This window comes from Pantoea sp. sgz302252 (genome assembly GCF_042610525.1).
GTDB lineage: Bacteria > Pseudomonadota > Gammaproteobacteria > Enterobacterales > Enterobacteriaceae > Erwinia.
Genome location: NZ_JBHDVM010000002.1, coordinates 302159 through 317188, shown reverse-complemented (window position 1 = coordinate 317188; position 15030 = coordinate 302159). Strand labels below are relative to the sequence as shown.

The window sequence follows — 15030 nt, the reverse complement described above, 5'->3', positions numbered from 1 at the left end:
TGAGCGGCCCGCTAAGGAGCCATGATGCTGGACTTATTTGGCGAAGAAGCGCCCTGGTCGGAACCGCTGGCCGAGGGCGCGGTGATCCTGCGGCGGCGCGCGCGGGATGAAGCGGAAACGCTGCTAAAGCTGGTTGACGATATCGCCGCGCAAAATCCTTTTCATCATCGTATTACGCCGGGCGGCCACCGGATGTCGGTGGCGATGACCAACTGCGGCGATTTTGGCTGGTCGACAGATTCGCGTGGCTATCAGTACAGCGAATTTGACAGCGCCAGCGGTCGGCGCTGGCCGCCGATGCCGGAACTCTTTCGCCAGCTGGCGACGGACTGTGCCGCCGAAGCAGGCTTTCCCCGCTTTCAACCCGATGCCTGCCTGATTAACCGCTATGCGCCGGAGGCCAAACTTAGCCTGCATCAGGATAAAGACGAGCAGGACATGCGCCAGCCTATAGTTTCGGTTTCGCTTGGCCTGCCCGCCGTGTTTCAGTTTGGCGGTTTCGAACGCGGCGATGCGGTGCAGCGCGTGCTGCTGGAACATGGCGACATAGTGGTGTGGGGCGGGCCGTCGCGCCTGCGCTACCACGGTATATTACCGTTAAAAGCAGGCAGCCATCCGGCTACCGGCGCGTTTCGCTACAACCTGACTTTTCGCCGCGCCTTTCGGTAAACGAGAATTATTATTGCTATCGTCCCGCTTCTCATTAAACTGCAGGCTGCTCAGCTTAACGGGATGGTTTTATGGAGTTGCTTCGCGTCGTTTACCGCCAGTATCGCTGGCCTTTTGTGCTGGTAATTGCGCTCAGCCTGCTCAGCGCCGCGCTGGGGATCGGGCTAATCGCTTTTATCAACCGAGAGTTGATAGTCTCGCTGCACGCCGGCGCCTGGCTGCTGCCGAAATTCCTGGGGCTACTGCTGCTGCTGATGGCGGTGACGCTGGCCTCACAGCTGGCGCTGACGCTGCTTGGGCACTATTTCGTCTACCGGCTGCGCGGCGAGTTTATCCGGCGCATTCTGGATACCCAGGTTGAACGCATTGAGCAGATCGGCAGCGCCCAGCTGCTGGCCGCGCTTACCAGCGATGTGCGCAATATCACCATCGCCTTTGTGCGGCTGCCGGAGCTGATCCAGGGCATTATATTGACTCTGGGATCGGCGGCTTATCTGGCCTGGCTTTCGGCGCAAATGCTGCTAATCACTGCGGTCTGGCTGGTTATCACTATTGTTGGCGGCTGGCTGCTGGTTTCCAGAGTTTATCGCCATCTGGCTAAGCTGCGCGAAACCGAAGACGCGCTTTATGCTGACTATCAGACAATTATCGAAGGGCGCAAAGAGCTGGCATTAAATCGGCAGCGCGCGCAGCAAATTTTCGAAACCGTCTATCAGGAAGATGCCCGCACCTATCGCCACCATATAGTGCGCGCCGATACCTTCCACCTCAGCGCGGTAAACTGGTCAAATATCATGATGCTGGGCGCTATTGGGCTGGTGTTCTTTATGGCTAACGGCCTCGGCTGGGCCAACACGGCAGTAGCGGCGACCTACTCGCTGACCCTACTGTTTCTGCGTACGCCATTGCTCTCTGCCGTCGGCGCGCTGCCAACGCTGCTGAGCGCCCAGGTCGCTTTCAACAAGCTAAACACTTTTAAGCTGGCGCCTTACCAGCAGGGCTTCGAACAGCCTGCCGCCGCCAGAAACTGGCAAACGCTGGAGCTGCGCGATTTGGTGTTTCACTATGGCGACGGCGGATTTGCCGTAGGCCCTGTCAATATGACGCTACAGCGGGGCGAACTGGTGTTTTTGATCGGCGGCAACGGCAGCGGTAAATCGACGCTGGCCATGCTGCTTACCGGGCTTTATCAACCGGTATCCGGGCAAATCCTGCTGGATGGCGTGCCGGTAGCGGCGGCGGAAATGGCTGACTATCGCCGTTTGTTCTCCGCCGTGTTCACGGATGTGCATCTGTTTGACCGCCTGATCGACGGTAAAGGCGAACCGGCCGATCCGGCTCAGGTACAGCTGTGGCTGGAGCGGCTGCAAATGCAGGACAAGCTAAAGCTGGAAGGCAATCGCGTGCTCGACCTGAAGCTGTCAAAAGGGCAAAGCAAGCGGCTGGCGATGTTACTGGCTACGGCAGAGCAGCGCGATATCCTGCTGCTGGACGAGTGGGCGGCCGACCAGGATCCGCATTTCCGCCGCATCTTCTATCGCGAGCTGCTGCCGTGGCTGAAAGAAATGGGCAAAACCGTGTTCGCTATCAGTCATGATGACCACTATTTCCTGCATGCCGACAGGCTGCTGGAGATGCGCGAAGGGCGGCTCAGCGAACTGACTGGCGAGGCGCGCGACCAGGCGACGCTGGACGCGGTGAAACGCACCGGCACGGATTAACCGGCTGGCGCATATGTTCTGCACTAATACTTATTAGTCAGTAGGATAGCACCAGGCTAAAGTGAAGATGACGGTGCATGCCGTCACGGACTTTCCCGTCGTCTTGCCGATCTGGCCAATGCCGGACTGATCTCGTATCAGCCCGGCTTTTTTACGCCTGCGGTGCTACTATCCAGGTAATTAACCGATTTTCTTCCAGCTGTACGTGACCGGTAAACAGCCTGCCAACCGGAAAGGCTGGTGACAAAGCGCGGGTAAGCCGCAACGTTACGCTGCTCATTGTGGCATCGCAGGCGATGATTTCTGCCTCGCTAAAATTCATAAACTGGCGAAAAGGCGGGAATAGCGCTTTATACAAACTCTCTTTTAACGAAAAGGCCGCGGTCAGCGCACTGGCGAAAGGAAGACCGCTGGACAGCAGTAATTTAGCTTCACGCGGACTGACAATCATATCGCGCATCTCTTCCGCTGTTTCAGGCCGCATGATCTCCTCGACATCCACGCCCAGCAGCTTTCGTGCTGAAGCTTTAGCCAGCAGCAGGCTGACGCAGGTTCGGCTATGCGACAAAGAACCCACTATTTCCTGCGGCCAGATCGGCGCACGATCGGCATCGTTAGCTAATATGAAATTCTTAATGCCAAATTGATTTAGCTCGAAGCGGACGCAAACGCGGCTGGCAAGATATTCGGCACGACGTTTAGCTACCGCTTTATTTAACCGGGAAGGAAAGGGCAGTTGAAAATCCTGGAATAAATCATCGTTATAAAGAGCAGGCTGATAGCGGGCCTGTAGCAGCAGGACATCGGGATGCCCTGCCGGAGAGATGCGGCTGACGATGGTCACAAAATTGTTTACGGAAGGAGAACCATCCGCAAGAAGCGCCAGTCCGCCTGACATCAGGCTGTTTGATTCGGAACGCATTACGGCCTCTGCTCAATTTCAGAAAGAGAATTAGAGCAGCTTCGCGTGCCGATAGCAAAAGCGCGACGCAGGTTACTCGTTAGGAGGAATAGTTAAGCCTTTCAGCGAGACCACAAAGTGCTCATGCCCGCGGGAAATCTTTGCGCCGCGGTCGCACCAGTGGCTTGCAAACCGAAAAAAATCATCGCTGTCAATGTCATAGGCCAGTTCAACCTTGCTGATACCGGATTGCAGCATCTCTTCAGCGTCCCTGTAACTCTTTGCCTTAATCGTTGCCATTGGATTACCTGTATTACCGCCTCAAAAAGTGTAGAGACAGGCTATGTCAGTTATGTGACATTTTTGTTGCGGCGTTTCGCTTTGAGATTTTCGCCACCTTTAAAAAACCGTAACAGGCTGGTTACCTTTGCCGTAAAATAGATTTAAAATTAATAATATCAGTACGTTAAGCATAGAAAGGTAAGGAATGTTATGGCTTTAAATGGTCCTGGCTTTATTTAAAGCTATGCTGTGCCGTCAGCGCAGGGAAAAGTAGGGGCGACTGGCTGAAAAACCGAGGCGGGTAGACTTCTTCTGGTCGGGATTTTCCCCATCCGCAGCATTAATCCGCTGTTTGACGCAGGTTGCCTTGCTAAAACTGGAGCGGTCAGCGGGAATCGAACCCGCGTCTTCAGCATGGGAAGCTGAGGTAATACCATTATACGATGACCGCATGGTGGGTCGTGAGGGGATCGAACCCGCGACCGATGGATTAAGAGTCCACTGCTCTGCCAGCTGAGCTAACGACCCACGCGCGAGGTAAAATAGCATATCCCGGCGCGTCTTTATTGAGCAATATCAAAGGAAAAGAAGGTTTTAACGGACTGCGGATGGCGCAGCAAAGCTGCGCCTTATACTATTTTACTTCAGTAATAATGGTATTTTCCTGGGGTACTGTTTTATCCCGGGTTTTACGAAACAGCACCACGGCCAGAACCAACGCGGCAACGGCAGGTATCGCACCAATATAACCTACCGAAGACATAGAGAGATCCAGGCTAACTTTATTACCTAAAAGCGCGCCCGCGCCGATACCAATATTAAAGATGCCGGAGAACATCGCCATAGCGACATCGGTAGCGTCCGGTGCCAGCGTCAGCACCTTCATCTGCATGCCCATACCAATCATCATAAAGGCCACGCCCCAGAACAGGCTCAGCACCACCAGCCCGGCCTTGCTTGCCGCAACCGTTGCCAGCAGCAGCAGGCAAAGCGAAAGCAGGCCGATTGCGCCGGTCAGCAACGGTGTCAGGCGCTTCTCGCCGCTTTTACCGAAAATAATGCTGCCGATAATGCCCGCAATACCAAAAATCAGCAGCAGCAGGGTAGCGAAGCTCTGCTCGAACCCGGCGACTTTCTCTACAAATGGCTCAATATAGGTGAACGCAGTAAAGTGAGCAGTCACCACCGCTACGGCCAGTGCATACAAACCTACCAACGCGGGACGACGCAGCAGATCCGGCAGGCTTTTCAGTGAACCGGTATGCTCTGACGGCACGCGCGGCATAATTTTTAAAATCAGCCCCAGCAGCACAAAAGCGCCTGCGCCAATAGCCAGGAAAGTGCTGCGCCAGCCAAAGGCCTGGCCGATAATCCTGCCCAGCGGCAGGCCCAGCACGGAAGCCAGCGCGGTAGCGGTAGCGATCAGGCTTAGCGCCTGCGCTCTTTTACCCGGCGGCGCCAGCCTGACCGCCAGCGAGGCGGTAATCGACCAGAACAACGCATGTGCCAGCGCAACGCCCGCGCGGCTCAGCAGCAGTACGTCGAAATTCCAGGCGAAAAAGGCCAGCACATGGCTGAGGGTGAACAGGCTGAAAATGGCAATCAGCAGCACCCGACGGTCGCTGTTACTGGTCATCAGCATTAGCGGCAGCGACATCAGCGCGACAATCCAGGCGTAAATCGTCAACATAATGCCCGCCTGCGCGGACTCCATGCCAAAGCTGTGGCCGATATCGGAAAGCAGGCCGACCGGCATATATTCGGTGGTGTTAAAAATAAACGCAGCTACAGCCAGAGCCAGCACGCGTGACCAGGCAACTTTGCGTGAAACGGTGTTCATCTCGGACATAGGCTTCAGCTCCGTAAAAACTCAAAACGCGTCATTCTAGGGCCGCATGCATAAAATTCAATCTGAAAGTGATCTTCATCACACTTTTTACAAAGTTTGAAGGTTTAGATAAGGCTAAATTTCAGGAAAGCTATTATTTTTCAACAAGCTGTATCGAGTCCGCTTTTTACAGGAAAAGCAGGCTGGTTCAGTTTGAAAGCTCAGAGGAAAGATTGAATTTGTAAGGTGTTACATACTGAGAGTAAAAGAAAGGATCGTAAAATATCGCCTGTCGCCTGAGGTAGGGTTGACGCTGTTTTACTGCAAAAAAACGATTACCAGAAAACCTCTTATTGTTGATATTGAAGAATAAACTCAGCGTAACAAACCGGCATACCAGCCGGTTTGTAGAGATATCAGGCTACTTTTTTACCCGATTTTTTACGCTGCTTTTTCATTTCTGCAGAGTGCACCTCCTGCAATATTCTTTTCTTTTCACAGTCGGTAAAGCGCGTCAGGATCTGGCGAATCAATGGCTGATAGCCGAGACCCGACAACTCTGCGATCATTTTTAAATCTTCAATAAGCGACTTATTCAAACGTATTGAAATAGGTTGAAGTTCGGGCGCTTCATTGATTTGCACGTCAAAATCCGGATGATGAGACAATGCTGAGACTCTGACGTGAGCTTCGCTACGTCCAAGCTCACCGGATTCCCATGCTTCGTCTGAGGGCGAAATCACTGGTGACTGATTATCTGGCTTGTTAACGTTTTTGCTCATATTTAACCTTTTCTGTATCCATATTTTTCATAGATGCGCATTTCGTCATCGTTAGGAACCTAAGCAGTCCTGATTGCTATCTCACTGTTTTCTTTATATATAAAGACTATTTTTAATTTTTTACCATAGTCAGTTTCAGCGATAAACCATTGCGTTGGAGGATCAGACTTGTGATCTTCTCGCGTGTCTTCCAGAAGATAGCCATCCCGATTTGAAAAACATTCAATGATTTCGCTTTCTGTGACTGGCGGGACTTTACTGGCCAGTTTAAGTCTGACCTTCTGTGAAATCAGTAGCCTCATACTGTTCAGACTCCTTCCATAGCGTCTTTGTATATACATGCTATCCAGCTAAAGGCTAAAATTCAAGCCTGCCGGGGAACAAAAAGCAAACAAAAGAGGTTTTTTTGAGCGAATATGAGGATGATGTGAAGACAGGTAATTTTAAAGTTGTATATACAATATAAAGACAGCCAGGGCGATAGCGAAAGTCAGCGTCAGAAAGCAAAAAAGCAGCCACAATGGGCTGCTTTTTAAGGAGTTTTTTGGTCGGCACGAGAGGATTTGAACCTCCGACCCCCGACACCCCATGACGGTGCGCTACCAGGCTGCGCTACGTGCCGACGCGTGAGCTAATACTACGCAAATCCGCTACGATTGCAAGCAGCTAACGCCTTGACTGCTATGAAAATAACCAATTCAGCCAGCTGTTATGCGCCAAAAAGGACACAGATCAAATTAGACTGCTGACGAACCTGAAGCGATGGAGGGCCTGTGGCGCACTACGGGCCATGGACGGCCCGTACTGAGCTGCCACGGAAGGCGCTTTTTGCGTCTTTACGGAAGACACAGACCCTCCTGAGCCGGCACCGGCATATTTTGTCGTCAACCTCATCAAATTTCTTTTAAATCTGCGGCCCGGGCGGTAACAGATCAGTTAGCGATAAACCTTTTCTCTTCCGTCAGCACCTGCAGCAGCAGCGTCAGCTGTGGCCTGTGATCTTTCAGGCGCTGGCCCTCGTTGTTCCAGGCACTATAGCTGCCGCTGTTATCCAGCTCCAGCGTCAGGCCCGGTGTGAGCACCACCAGCTGGCCGCTATTCATACTGGTTACCCAGTTATGGCTGCGTCGGGCGGCAAACAGATCTTCGCCCTGTGAATAATCGGATGCTGGCGTACGGACATGCAGCAGGCGCTGCATCAGCGTGGTCATCACATCCTGATGATTGGTCAGCTTATCAATCTGCTGCGACGGCGTATTCGGCCAGTGGATCACCAGCGGCACCTGTAAATTAGCGCGGTTACCCATGCTGTCGTCGTCGTTAAGCGCCACGCCATGCTGTGCGGTAATAACCACCACGGTGTTTTCCAGCAGGCCTTTCTCCTGCAGGGTAGTCAGCACGTTTTGGATCTGCGCATCCACTTCGGCAGCGCCGCGCGTATAGCGTTTTAGCGACTCTTTCTGCGTGGCGCCGGTTTTACCGGACGACAGAGAAAGATAAGAGAACCAGGGCGCGCTTTTGGCTTTCTGCGTCTCCAGCCAGCGCTGCCACTGCGTGACGGTCTGCGCATCAGACTGGCTTTCCGAATTCGGCAGAGAGTAGTCGGCCAGCAGAGCCTGACGATAGAGCGGGGAAGCGAAGCCGTCGCTGGCGAACAGGCCAAACTGGTATCCCTGCTTCGCCAGCGCGTCGGTCAATGCCGAAGGAACGCGCGAAGAAAGCACGCCATCCATATAGCCCGCCGAAATGCCGTAAAACAGCCCGAACAGGCCGCTGTCGGCGTGGCTGCCGGTGCTGAAATGCTGCGTAAAGCGCACGTTCTCGCTGGCGAACTGCGTCAAATGCGGCAGCGATTTCGCCATTGTGGCTTCGTTCAGACCGTCTACGGTAATCACCAGCAAATTATTGCGGGTGCCGCCGTCGCGGAAAGTAATATCGTTCAGCGGATAGGCGACCGACAGCGCTTCCGGATTACCTTGCTGAACCAGCCTGCGCTGGTACTCCTGCGCGTCCAGCAGGCCGTGCCTTTCCAGAAAGCGTCTGGCCGTCATCGGATAGGAGAGCGGCAGGTTAGAGCGCTGCATGGTGACGGGCCGATAGAAATTCGCATCGGCCCAGATATACATCAGATGGCTGGCAAAGAAAGCCACGATAAATAGCACCGCCAGCGGTTTGCCAAAGCTGCGACGGTTCAGGCTGCGCAGCTTTTGCCAGCTCCAGGTGGCGAACAGCATCTCTACCAGGAAAATAGCCGGCACGCTGATAAACATCAGCTGCCAGTCCCGCGCCATCTCGCTCTGATCGGGGTTGATCACCAGCTCCCAAACCACAGGGTTAAGATGCAGGTGGAAGCGGGAAAACACTGCGCTGTCGATTAACAGCAGCGTCAGGCCAGCGGTGGCGATAATGGCGGAAAGAAAACGCAGCAGCCTCTGCGACATCACCACAAAGGTCAGCGGAAAGACGATCAGCAGATAGGCGGCAAAAACAATAAAGCTAAAATGGCCCGTCCAGCTGGTAAAGGCGTAGATGCGCCCGACCAGCGAAGCGGGCCAGTCGGCAACAAACAGATAGCGGCTACCCAGAATAAGGGCAAAGAGGATATTGAACAGGGCGAACCAGTGCCCCCAGCCAATCATCTGGGAGACTTTATCACGGTAGCGCGGCTGATTTGTTACCATAGTGAGATCACATTAATGCGCTTTATCTTCACGCACCGAAGCCTGAAGCGCCTCGGCAAATGAACGCGCCAGGGCGCGGCGCTGCTCGGGAGCAACGCTGGTATTCAGCAGATTAGTGACCATATTGCCCAGCACCATCAGAGAGAGATCGGTGGGAGCCTTGTCTTTTTCAAGTACGTTGACCATTTCGGCGAGGAGTTTTTCCACGCGGTCGTCGCTGTAACGGGATGATTGTGGCATAGCGTTAAATTTATCGAGTATTAAAAGGCGGCATCTTAACGTAAAAGCGCAATTTTTTCTGCAATTTTATCGTGAGTGAAAGGTTAAACTTGTTGCCTGTTGATCCCGGCCACGCTCGGTGATTGAATACGCGCTTAAGTTTACAGGAGAGTTTACATGAGTCTGGATATCGAGCAGATTGCCCTTCATCAGATGGTTAAGCGTGATGAACAAACGCTGGAGCTGGTGCTGAGGGAGTCGCTGTTGCCGGCCAACGGCCCGGTCACAGCGATGATGGAGGAGCTGCATCGCGTCTACAGCGCCAAAAGCAAGGCCTATGGCCTGTTTAATGAAGAGAGCGAGCTGGCCGATGCGCTGCGCAACTGCCGTAAAGGCCAGGACGACTTTCTGGCCTTCAGCCGGGCGGCCACCGGGCGCCTGCGCGACGAGCTGGCGAAATATCCGTTTGCGGAGAGCGGCGTCGTGCTGTTCGCTCACTATCGCTACCTGGCGGTAGAGTATTTACTGGTTGCGGTGCTGAACAGCCAGAACAGTATGCGCGTCAATGAAGAGTTAGATATTAGCACCACCCATTATCTGGATATTAACCATGCGGATATCGTGGCGCGAATCGATCTCACTGAATGGGAAACAAATCCGGAATCGACCCGCTACCTGACTTTCCTGCGCGGACGGGTAGGGCGCAAAGTGGCGGATTTCTTTATGGATTTCCTGGGCGCCAGCGTTGGTCTGGATACCAAAGCGCAAAACCGTGGGCTGCTACAGGCGGTAGATGATTACTGCGCAGAGGCGGCGTTAGATAAAAATGAACGCCAAAACTATCGTCAGCAGGTTTACAGCTACTGCAACGAGCAGCTGCAGTCGGGCGAAGAAATTGAGCTGGAAGGCCTGTCGAAAGAGCTGGCGCCGCTGGGCGAAAAAACGTTCCAGGATTTTACTCAGGAGCAGGGCTATGAGCTGGAAGAAAGCTTTCCGGCGGATCGCAGCACGCTGCGCCAGCTCACAAAGTTTGCCGGCAGCGGCGGCGGCCTGACGATCAATTTCGACGCTATGCTGCTGGGCGAAAGGATCTTCTGGGATCCGGCCACGGATACGCTGACCATTAAAGGTACCCCGCCTAATCTTCGCGACCAGCTGCAGCGTCGTAGCGGCGGCAAGTAAGGCTAAGCGCCGTGTAACAGCGGCGCGTTCGGCAGCCAACAGGCCGGACGTTTTGGTTATTTTTGAGCGTTTTATAGAAGCTTATGGTGATGTAATCGTTACTCTGTACTTTTGGCCGTAGATCAAAAAGGACAGAAGCATGATTAATCTATTTCCATGCATATCATCCAAACCCAAAGAAACAATAAATGAATGTGCCGGACGCGTTGTAAAAAATAATCTTGTGACTGTGAATTTTGGCAACAGGGAATATAAAGTTACTGTCAAGAATAATCATGATGTCACAGTGACCCGACAAGATAAAACCTGGTACAAGTCCGTTGGCGATATCTTCGCCAGAGGATTTACCCGTGGGCAAAAAGCCTTTACCCCAAGAGCGCTACAGCTGCAGAAGGCAATACAGGCGGAGTGGATAAAAGCGAAGCAAAACATAAACGAGTGCTTTGCTGACTCATCAACAGAACAATCGATTCCAGACCGCGCCAGCCAGGCTATAAGCGATTCAATGACCGGACGATTTTCACAAAAGGAAATCATTGCAAAAAGAAACGCTCTCAGGAAAGTTTCTCCCGAGCCTAAGCTTTTTCAACAGAGAACATCTCCCGAGCCTAAGCTTTCTGTTGAGAAAACTTGTTCCAGTCAACCCTCTTCCGACCCTCAGGTTGATGAAAACAGTTCTTGTGTAGAGAAACAGACTGAAGAGCTATTTTCCCGATTAAATACGACGAACAAAGGACCTAAGAAAAAGCTATGTGCGGAGACATCCAACAGTCTCTACACGGACAAAGCGGGCCCGTATCTGCCTGATGAAGTTTGCCGATTCAGTGACGTTCTTGCGATGGCCGCTACAGCGGTAGACCCCGGTTTACATGCCAACAAAATAACTATAAATGATAAAATTGTCGCTATAGCCAGCCAGTACCCGAAAACAGAGCAGATAAAGACGCATCTAAGAATGATGGCCAATAAAAAAACGCCTGCTCTGGTGGTTTTATCAACCAAAAAAGAGATTGTTAAATCTTATGCTCCAGGCTGCTGCTGTCTGCCAGACTATTTTTCCAACCGTAATCCATATTCTAAGCAGAATAAAATTTACAATGGAGGAAAAAATTCTGTTATTTTGGGTAAGGCAAAGGAAAGCGTTTCCGAAAGCGGACAGCAGAACCTTCTTATTAATGATTCATATAATTTAAAATTAAAGAATAGCAATAATGAAGATATTACTATTCCGGTGCAACATGTTACTAACTGGCCTGATAGAGAGACCATACCGCTGGATACTCTAATAAATCTGCTCAATCTTATCATTACTACTGTGAAGGACAAGCTAAACGAATATAAGGAACAGGGTGTCGACATTGTTCAGGATATGGTGCCTGTGATCCATTGTAAAGCAGGCGTAGGTCGTACCGGCGTGATTATTGCGGCCCTCGCATTGCGTCTCAATCCGACTATGTCGCTTCAGGAAGTAATCGAGATTATGCGTGCTTCGCGTAATAATAAAATGGTACAAACGTATGGGCAGCTGCGAACTTTAGTGCAATTCTGTCTCAAAGAGGACTATGAAATCCTGCGAACATCAGAGGCAGGAATATAAAAAGGCAATTGCCGTAAGCAGCCTGCTGCCGGGGTTCTCTCTTTCCTGTAAATTTCATAAAAAAACGCCGCGTTAAGCGGCGTTCTTTCACAGCAATTTCACTCGCGATTAAGCGCGAACGAAGTCGATGTGGTGCAGTTTTGGCTTGAACGGGTGACGCTGAACAGCCTGCACTTTTACTTTAATTTCTTTGCCATCGACAACCAGGGTCAGCACGTCGGTGTAGAAACCAGGCTTAGCCTGAGTATTCATCACGCTGTCGTGATCCAGTTCGATAGCTACAGCCGCTTCGTTACCGCCATAAATGATAGCCGGGAACTTGTTAGCTGTACGCAGGCGGCGGCTCGCACCCTTACCCTGCTCTTTACGTACTTCTGCATTAATAGTGAACATTGTTCAGTCTCTTTAAGTGATTATCCTGCTACAGGCGACCCAGCAGCAGGTTGGAGCGTTCAGCTTTTGCATTGGCAAAAGCGGGGCGCATTGTAGCAGGCAAGGGCCGCGCGGGCAACGCCTTAAAACGTTTCTGGCCTCAGCGGATCTCGTTGGCGCGCCGAAAACGGCCCTGATAATCGAATACTTTTTCGCGGATCTGCCAGAAATTACGCTGTTTACGCGCCACCACGAAATCCGGATGGCGCAGCAGCGGCTGCATTGCCACGATATCCGCCGCATTCTGCCAGCCAGGCGGCACACCGGGCGCGCGCTGATGTGGACGCATAAACAGCTGCTCAAAAGCCTTGCGCTGCGCGGGCGTGCTCAGCCGGAAGCGCTCGCTTACTTCAGTCGCTTCCTCGTCGAAATAGCGCGCTTTCAGCCATTCGCCTTTTTCATCCTTGCCGTTTTCCAGCACCATAGCGGCGCAGCGCAGCACCAGCGCATCCTTCAGCTTTAGCGCCGCCTTAAGCATATCGTCGGGATCGACCAGCACCGCGTCGCACTGATGGCAGCGGCGGGCAGCAATATCGTTTTCAGCGTTGCAATGCGGGCAGCTTTTAAAGCGAAAGCGGAAATCGCACTGCTCGCGCTCGCCGTCGTCATCTTCCAGCACGCCCTGGCAGCGGCGGCCAAAGTGCTCAATAATGGTGCCGTCGGCGGTAGTTTTTCCCCAAAACGTATTGGCGAAGCCGCAGGCGGGGCAGAAAACCTGCACCGGTTTGTTATCGCTTTTCCCCTTTGGCGCGCCTACTTCAGGCGTAAAAATATCATGCGGATTCCCGGCATAGTCCAGAATCAGGCAGTCGGTTTTGCCCGGGCAAAGACGCAATCCGCGTCCGACGATCTGTTGATAGAGGCTAACCGACTCGGTAGGGCGCAGAATGGCGATAAGATCGACATGCGGCGCGTCGAAGCCCGTGGTAAGTACTGCGACATTAACCATATAGCGAATTTCACGCGCTTTAAAAGCGGTAATCAGCGCATCGCGCTCCGCGCCTGGCGTATTGGCGCTGATCAGCGCTTTACTGCCGGGCAGCAGCCCCAGCACCTCTTTGGCATGCTCGACCGTAGCGGCGAAAATCATCACGCCCTGACGATCCTGAGCGAACTCGACAATTTGCTGAATGATATGCGGCGTAATGCGCTGCTGCTGTTTCAGCTCAAGGTTAAGATCCGCCTCGCTAAACAGTCCGTTCTCCCTGGCCGTCAGGCGGCTGAAATCATATTGCACCACCGGCATATCCAGCCGTTCCGGCGGCACCAGAAAGCCATTTTTAATCATATAGCGCAGCGGCAGCTCGTAGATACAGTCGCGGAACAGCGCCCGCTCGTCGCCGCGCACCATGCCGTGATAGTGAAACTGATAGATCCAGCCTTTGCCCAGGCGATAGGGCGTGGCGGTCAAGCCCAGCAAGCGCAGCTGCGGGTTGCGCAGGCGCAAATGATTAAGTATCTGCTGATACTGGCTATCTTCGGCATCGCCGATGCGGTGGCATTCATCCACAATCAGCAGCGAAAACTCGCTGTCAAACTGCTCCAGGTTGCGCGCCACTGACTGCACGCTGCCGAATACCACCTTGCTGCGGCTCTCTTTCCTTTGCAGGCCGGCGGCGAAAATATCCGCTTCCAGGCCGTAAGCCTGATATTTGCTATGGTTCTGCGCCACCAGCTCTTTGACGTGCGCCAGCACCAGCACGCGGCCACGCGCCACCCTCGCCAGTTCGGCGATCACCAGGCTTTTGCCTGCGCCGGTCGGCAGAACAATCACGGCGGGCTGATGGGAACGACGGAAGTAGCTGAGCGTGGCGTCAACCGCTTCCTGCTGGTAAGGACGCAGGGTAAAGGACATAAATAAAAATCCGCGAGCAAAGCCGCATTATGCCACGAAAGCACGATCGGTGCGCGTGCGCCTCTGTGCCTGAGACGCAACTCCCGATATACTGCGTTGTTACTCTCTTCTGACGTTCCGCTACAGGAACGGCGAATTCATCTATTGAAACAGGCAGTGCAGATTTAATGCGACTCGATAAATTTTTATCTCAGCAACTGGAAGTCAGCCGGGCGATAGCCGCTCGCGAGCTGCGCGCGCGTAAAGTGACGGTTGATGGGGAAGTAGTGCGCGACGGCGCTTTCAAGCTTAGCCCGGAAAGCGAAGTAGAATATGACGGCAATCTGCTGCAGCTACAGCCTGGCCCGCGCTATTTTATGCTCAATAAACCTCAGGGCTACGTCTGCTCCACCGACGATCCGGATCATCCAACGGTGCTCTACTTTCTGGAAGAGCCGACAGCTTACAAACTCCACGCTGCAGGCCGCCTGGATATAGACACCACCGGCCTGGTGCTGATGACCGATGACGGCCAGTGGTCGCACCGTATCACTTCGCCGCGCCACCACTGCGAGAAAACCTATCTGGTGACGCTGGAAAATCCGGTAGCGGACGATACGGCGGCTCAGTTCGCCGCGGGCGTGCAGTTGCATAACGAGAAAGATCTTACCAAACCGGCGCAGCTTGAAATCATCAGCGACAACCAGGTGCGGCTAACCATCAGCGAAGGTCGCTACCATCAGGTAAAACGGATGTTTGCAGCAGTCGGCAACCACGTAGTGGCGCTGCATCGTGAGCGTATCGGCGCTATCGTGCTGGATGAAGAGCTGGCAGAAGGCGAATACCGTCCGTTAACGGCGGAAGAGATCGCCAGCGTAGGCCTGCCTGCAGAATTGAAATAA

At 53.1% G+C, this 15030-nt stretch carries 14 protein-coding genes and 3 tRNA genes; 5 read left to right on the top strand and 12 right to left on the bottom strand.

Annotation, left to right across the window (positions count from 1 at the left end; genetic code table 11):
- Positions 1–24 precede the first annotated feature (24 nt).
- Together alkB and ACETPC_RS05455 are read left to right on the top strand one after the other, a co-directional pair.
- Positions 25–669: a DNA oxidative demethylase AlkB gene (gene alkB / locus ACETPC_RS05460; protein ID WP_380179678.1), complete on the top strand. Its 645-nt coding sequence runs from the start codon at positions 25–27 to the stop codon at positions 667–669.
- Positions 670–740: 71 nt separating this feature from the next.
- Positions 741–2390: a multidrug ABC transporter permease/ATP-binding protein gene (locus tag ACETPC_RS05455; protein WP_380179357.1), complete on the top strand. Its 1650-nt coding sequence runs from the start codon at positions 741–743 to the stop codon at positions 2388–2390.
- 151 nt (positions 2391–2541) lie between these two features.
- On the opposite strand, the gene ACETPC_RS05450 is transcribed toward ACETPC_RS05455, so the two are convergent.
- The 10 genes from ACETPC_RS05450 to ACETPC_RS05405 form a co-directional block, all read right to left on the bottom strand.
- Entirely contained in the window at positions 2542–3312 is a 771-nt protein-coding gene (locus ACETPC_RS05450; protein WP_380179355.1) for a 4'-phosphopantetheinyl transferase, read from the bottom strand.
- A 72-nt stretch (positions 3313–3384) separates the two neighbouring features.
- Positions 3385–3591: a hypothetical protein gene (locus ACETPC_RS05445; protein WP_380179690.1), complete on the bottom strand. Its 207-nt coding sequence runs from the start codon at positions 3589–3591 to the stop codon at positions 3385–3387.
- 359 nt (positions 3592–3950) lie between these two features.
- Positions 3951–4024, bottom strand: a tRNA-Gly gene (locus tag ACETPC_RS05440).
- Between the two features lies 1 nt (position 4025).
- Positions 4026–4101, bottom strand: a tRNA-Lys gene (locus tag ACETPC_RS05435).
- A gap of 106 nt (positions 4102–4207) precedes the next feature.
- Complete coding sequence (locus tag ACETPC_RS05430; RefSeq protein WP_380179353.1) at positions 4208–5422, bottom strand: sugar transporter; 1215 nt, start codon at positions 5420–5422, stop codon at positions 4208–4210.
- Positions 5423–5817: 395 nt separating this feature from the next.
- Positions 5818–6183 carry a hypothetical protein gene (locus tag ACETPC_RS05425; RefSeq protein ID WP_380179352.1) on the bottom strand — a complete coding sequence of 122 codons (366 nt, stop codon included), beginning with the start codon at positions 6181–6183 and terminating at the stop codon, positions 5818–5820.
- Positions 6184–6242: 59 nt separating this feature from the next.
- Positions 6243–6485: a hypothetical protein gene (locus ACETPC_RS05420; RefSeq protein WP_380179350.1), complete on the bottom strand. Its 243-nt coding sequence runs from the start codon at positions 6483–6485 to the stop codon at positions 6243–6245.
- A 243-nt stretch (positions 6486–6728) separates the two neighbouring features.
- Positions 6729–6805, bottom strand: a tRNA-Pro gene (locus ACETPC_RS05415).
- A 310-nt stretch (positions 6806–7115) separates the two neighbouring features.
- The gene (yejM, locus tag ACETPC_RS05410) at positions 7116–8864 is read right to left on the bottom strand and encodes an LPS biosynthesis-modulating metalloenzyme YejM (protein WP_380179349.1); all 1749 of its coding nucleotides are present in this window, start codon (positions 8862–8864) and stop codon (positions 7116–7118) included.
- 12 nt (positions 8865–8876) lie between these two features.
- Positions 8877–9104, bottom strand: a complete 228-nt coding sequence (locus ACETPC_RS05405) for a YejL family protein (RefSeq protein WP_125288209.1) — start codon at positions 9102–9104, stop codon at positions 8877–8879.
- 156 nt (positions 9105–9260) lie between these two features.
- On the opposite strand from ACETPC_RS05405, the gene yejK reads away from it, so the two are divergent.
- Both yejK and ACETPC_RS05395 read left to right on the top strand, forming a co-directional pair.
- Positions 9261–10265: a nucleoid-associated protein YejK gene (yejK, locus tag ACETPC_RS05400; protein WP_380179346.1), complete on the top strand. Its 1005-nt coding sequence runs from the start codon at positions 9261–9263 to the stop codon at positions 10263–10265.
- A gap of 139 nt (positions 10266–10404) precedes the next feature.
- Positions 10405–11862: a protein-tyrosine phosphatase family protein gene (locus tag ACETPC_RS05395; protein WP_380179344.1), complete on the top strand. Its 1458-nt coding sequence runs from the start codon at positions 10405–10407 to the stop codon at positions 11860–11862.
- A gap of 108 nt (positions 11863–11970) precedes the next feature.
- On the opposite strand, the gene rplY is transcribed toward ACETPC_RS05395, so the two are convergent.
- Both rplY and ACETPC_RS05385 read right to left on the bottom strand, forming a co-directional pair.
- Complete coding sequence (rplY, locus tag ACETPC_RS05390; RefSeq protein WP_380179342.1) at positions 11971–12255, bottom strand: 50S ribosomal protein L25; 285 nt, start codon at positions 12253–12255, stop codon at positions 11971–11973.
- 139 nt (positions 12256–12394) lie between these two features.
- A complete protein-coding gene (locus ACETPC_RS05385) occupies positions 12395–14149 on the bottom strand; it encodes a DEAD/DEAH box helicase (RefSeq protein ID WP_380179340.1) in 1755 nt (584 codons plus the stop codon).
- A gap of 167 nt (positions 14150–14316) precedes the next feature.
- On the opposite strand from ACETPC_RS05385, the gene rsuA reads away from it, so the two are divergent.
- The gene (rsuA, locus tag ACETPC_RS05380) at positions 14317–15030 is read left to right on the top strand and encodes a 16S rRNA pseudouridine(516) synthase RsuA (RefSeq protein WP_380179338.1); all 714 of its coding nucleotides are present in this window, start codon (positions 14317–14319) and stop codon (positions 15028–15030) included.

Bases quoted from the DNA above. Each gene is read 5' to 3' on its own strand.
- ACETPC_RS05420 (WP_380179350.1), bottom strand. From the start codon at position 6,485: ATGAGGCTACTGATTTCACAGAAGGTCAGACTTAAACTGGCCAGTAAA.
- yejK (WP_380179346.1), top strand. From the start codon at position 9,261: ATGAGTCTGGATATCGAGCAGATTGCCCTTCATCAGATGGTTAAGCGT.
- yejM (WP_380179349.1), bottom strand. From the start codon at position 8,864: ATGGTAACAAATCAGCCGCGCTACCGTGATAAAGTCTCCCAGATGATT.
- ACETPC_RS05395 (WP_380179344.1), top strand. From the start codon at position 10,405: ATGATTAATCTATTTCCATGCATATCATCCAAACCCAAAGAAACAATA.
- rsuA (WP_380179338.1), top strand. From the start codon at position 14,317: ATGCGACTCGATAAATTTTTATCTCAGCAACTGGAAGTCAGCCGGGCG.
- ACETPC_RS05430 (WP_380179353.1), bottom strand. From the start codon at position 5,422: ATGTCCGAGATGAACACCGTTTCACGCAAAGTTGCCTGGTCACGCGTG.
- ACETPC_RS05450 (WP_380179355.1), bottom strand. From the start codon at position 3,312: ATGCGTTCCGAATCAAACAGCCTGATGTCAGGCGGACTGGCGCTTCTT.
- ACETPC_RS05425 (WP_380179352.1), bottom strand. From the start codon at position 6,183: ATGAGCAAAAACGTTAACAAGCCAGATAATCAGTCACCAGTGATTTCG.
- ACETPC_RS05385 (WP_380179340.1), bottom strand. From the start codon at position 14,149: ATGTCCTTTACCCTGCGTCCTTACCAGCAGGAAGCGGTTGACGCCACG.
- rplY (WP_380179342.1), bottom strand. From the start codon at position 12,255: ATGTTCACTATTAATGCAGAAGTACGTAAAGAGCAGGGTAAGGGTGCG.
- ACETPC_RS05445 (WP_380179690.1), bottom strand. From the start codon at position 3,591: ATGGCAACGATTAAGGCAAAGAGTTACAGGGACGCTGAAGAGATGCTG.
- ACETPC_RS05405 (WP_125288209.1), bottom strand. From the start codon at position 9,104: ATGCCACAATCATCCCGTTACAGCGACGACCGCGTGGAAAAACTCCTC.
- ACETPC_RS05455 (WP_380179357.1), top strand. From the start codon at position 741: ATGGAGTTGCTTCGCGTCGTTTACCGCCAGTATCGCTGGCCTTTTGTG.
- alkB (WP_380179678.1), top strand. From the start codon at position 25: ATGCTGGACTTATTTGGCGAAGAAGCGCCCTGGTCGGAACCGCTGGCC.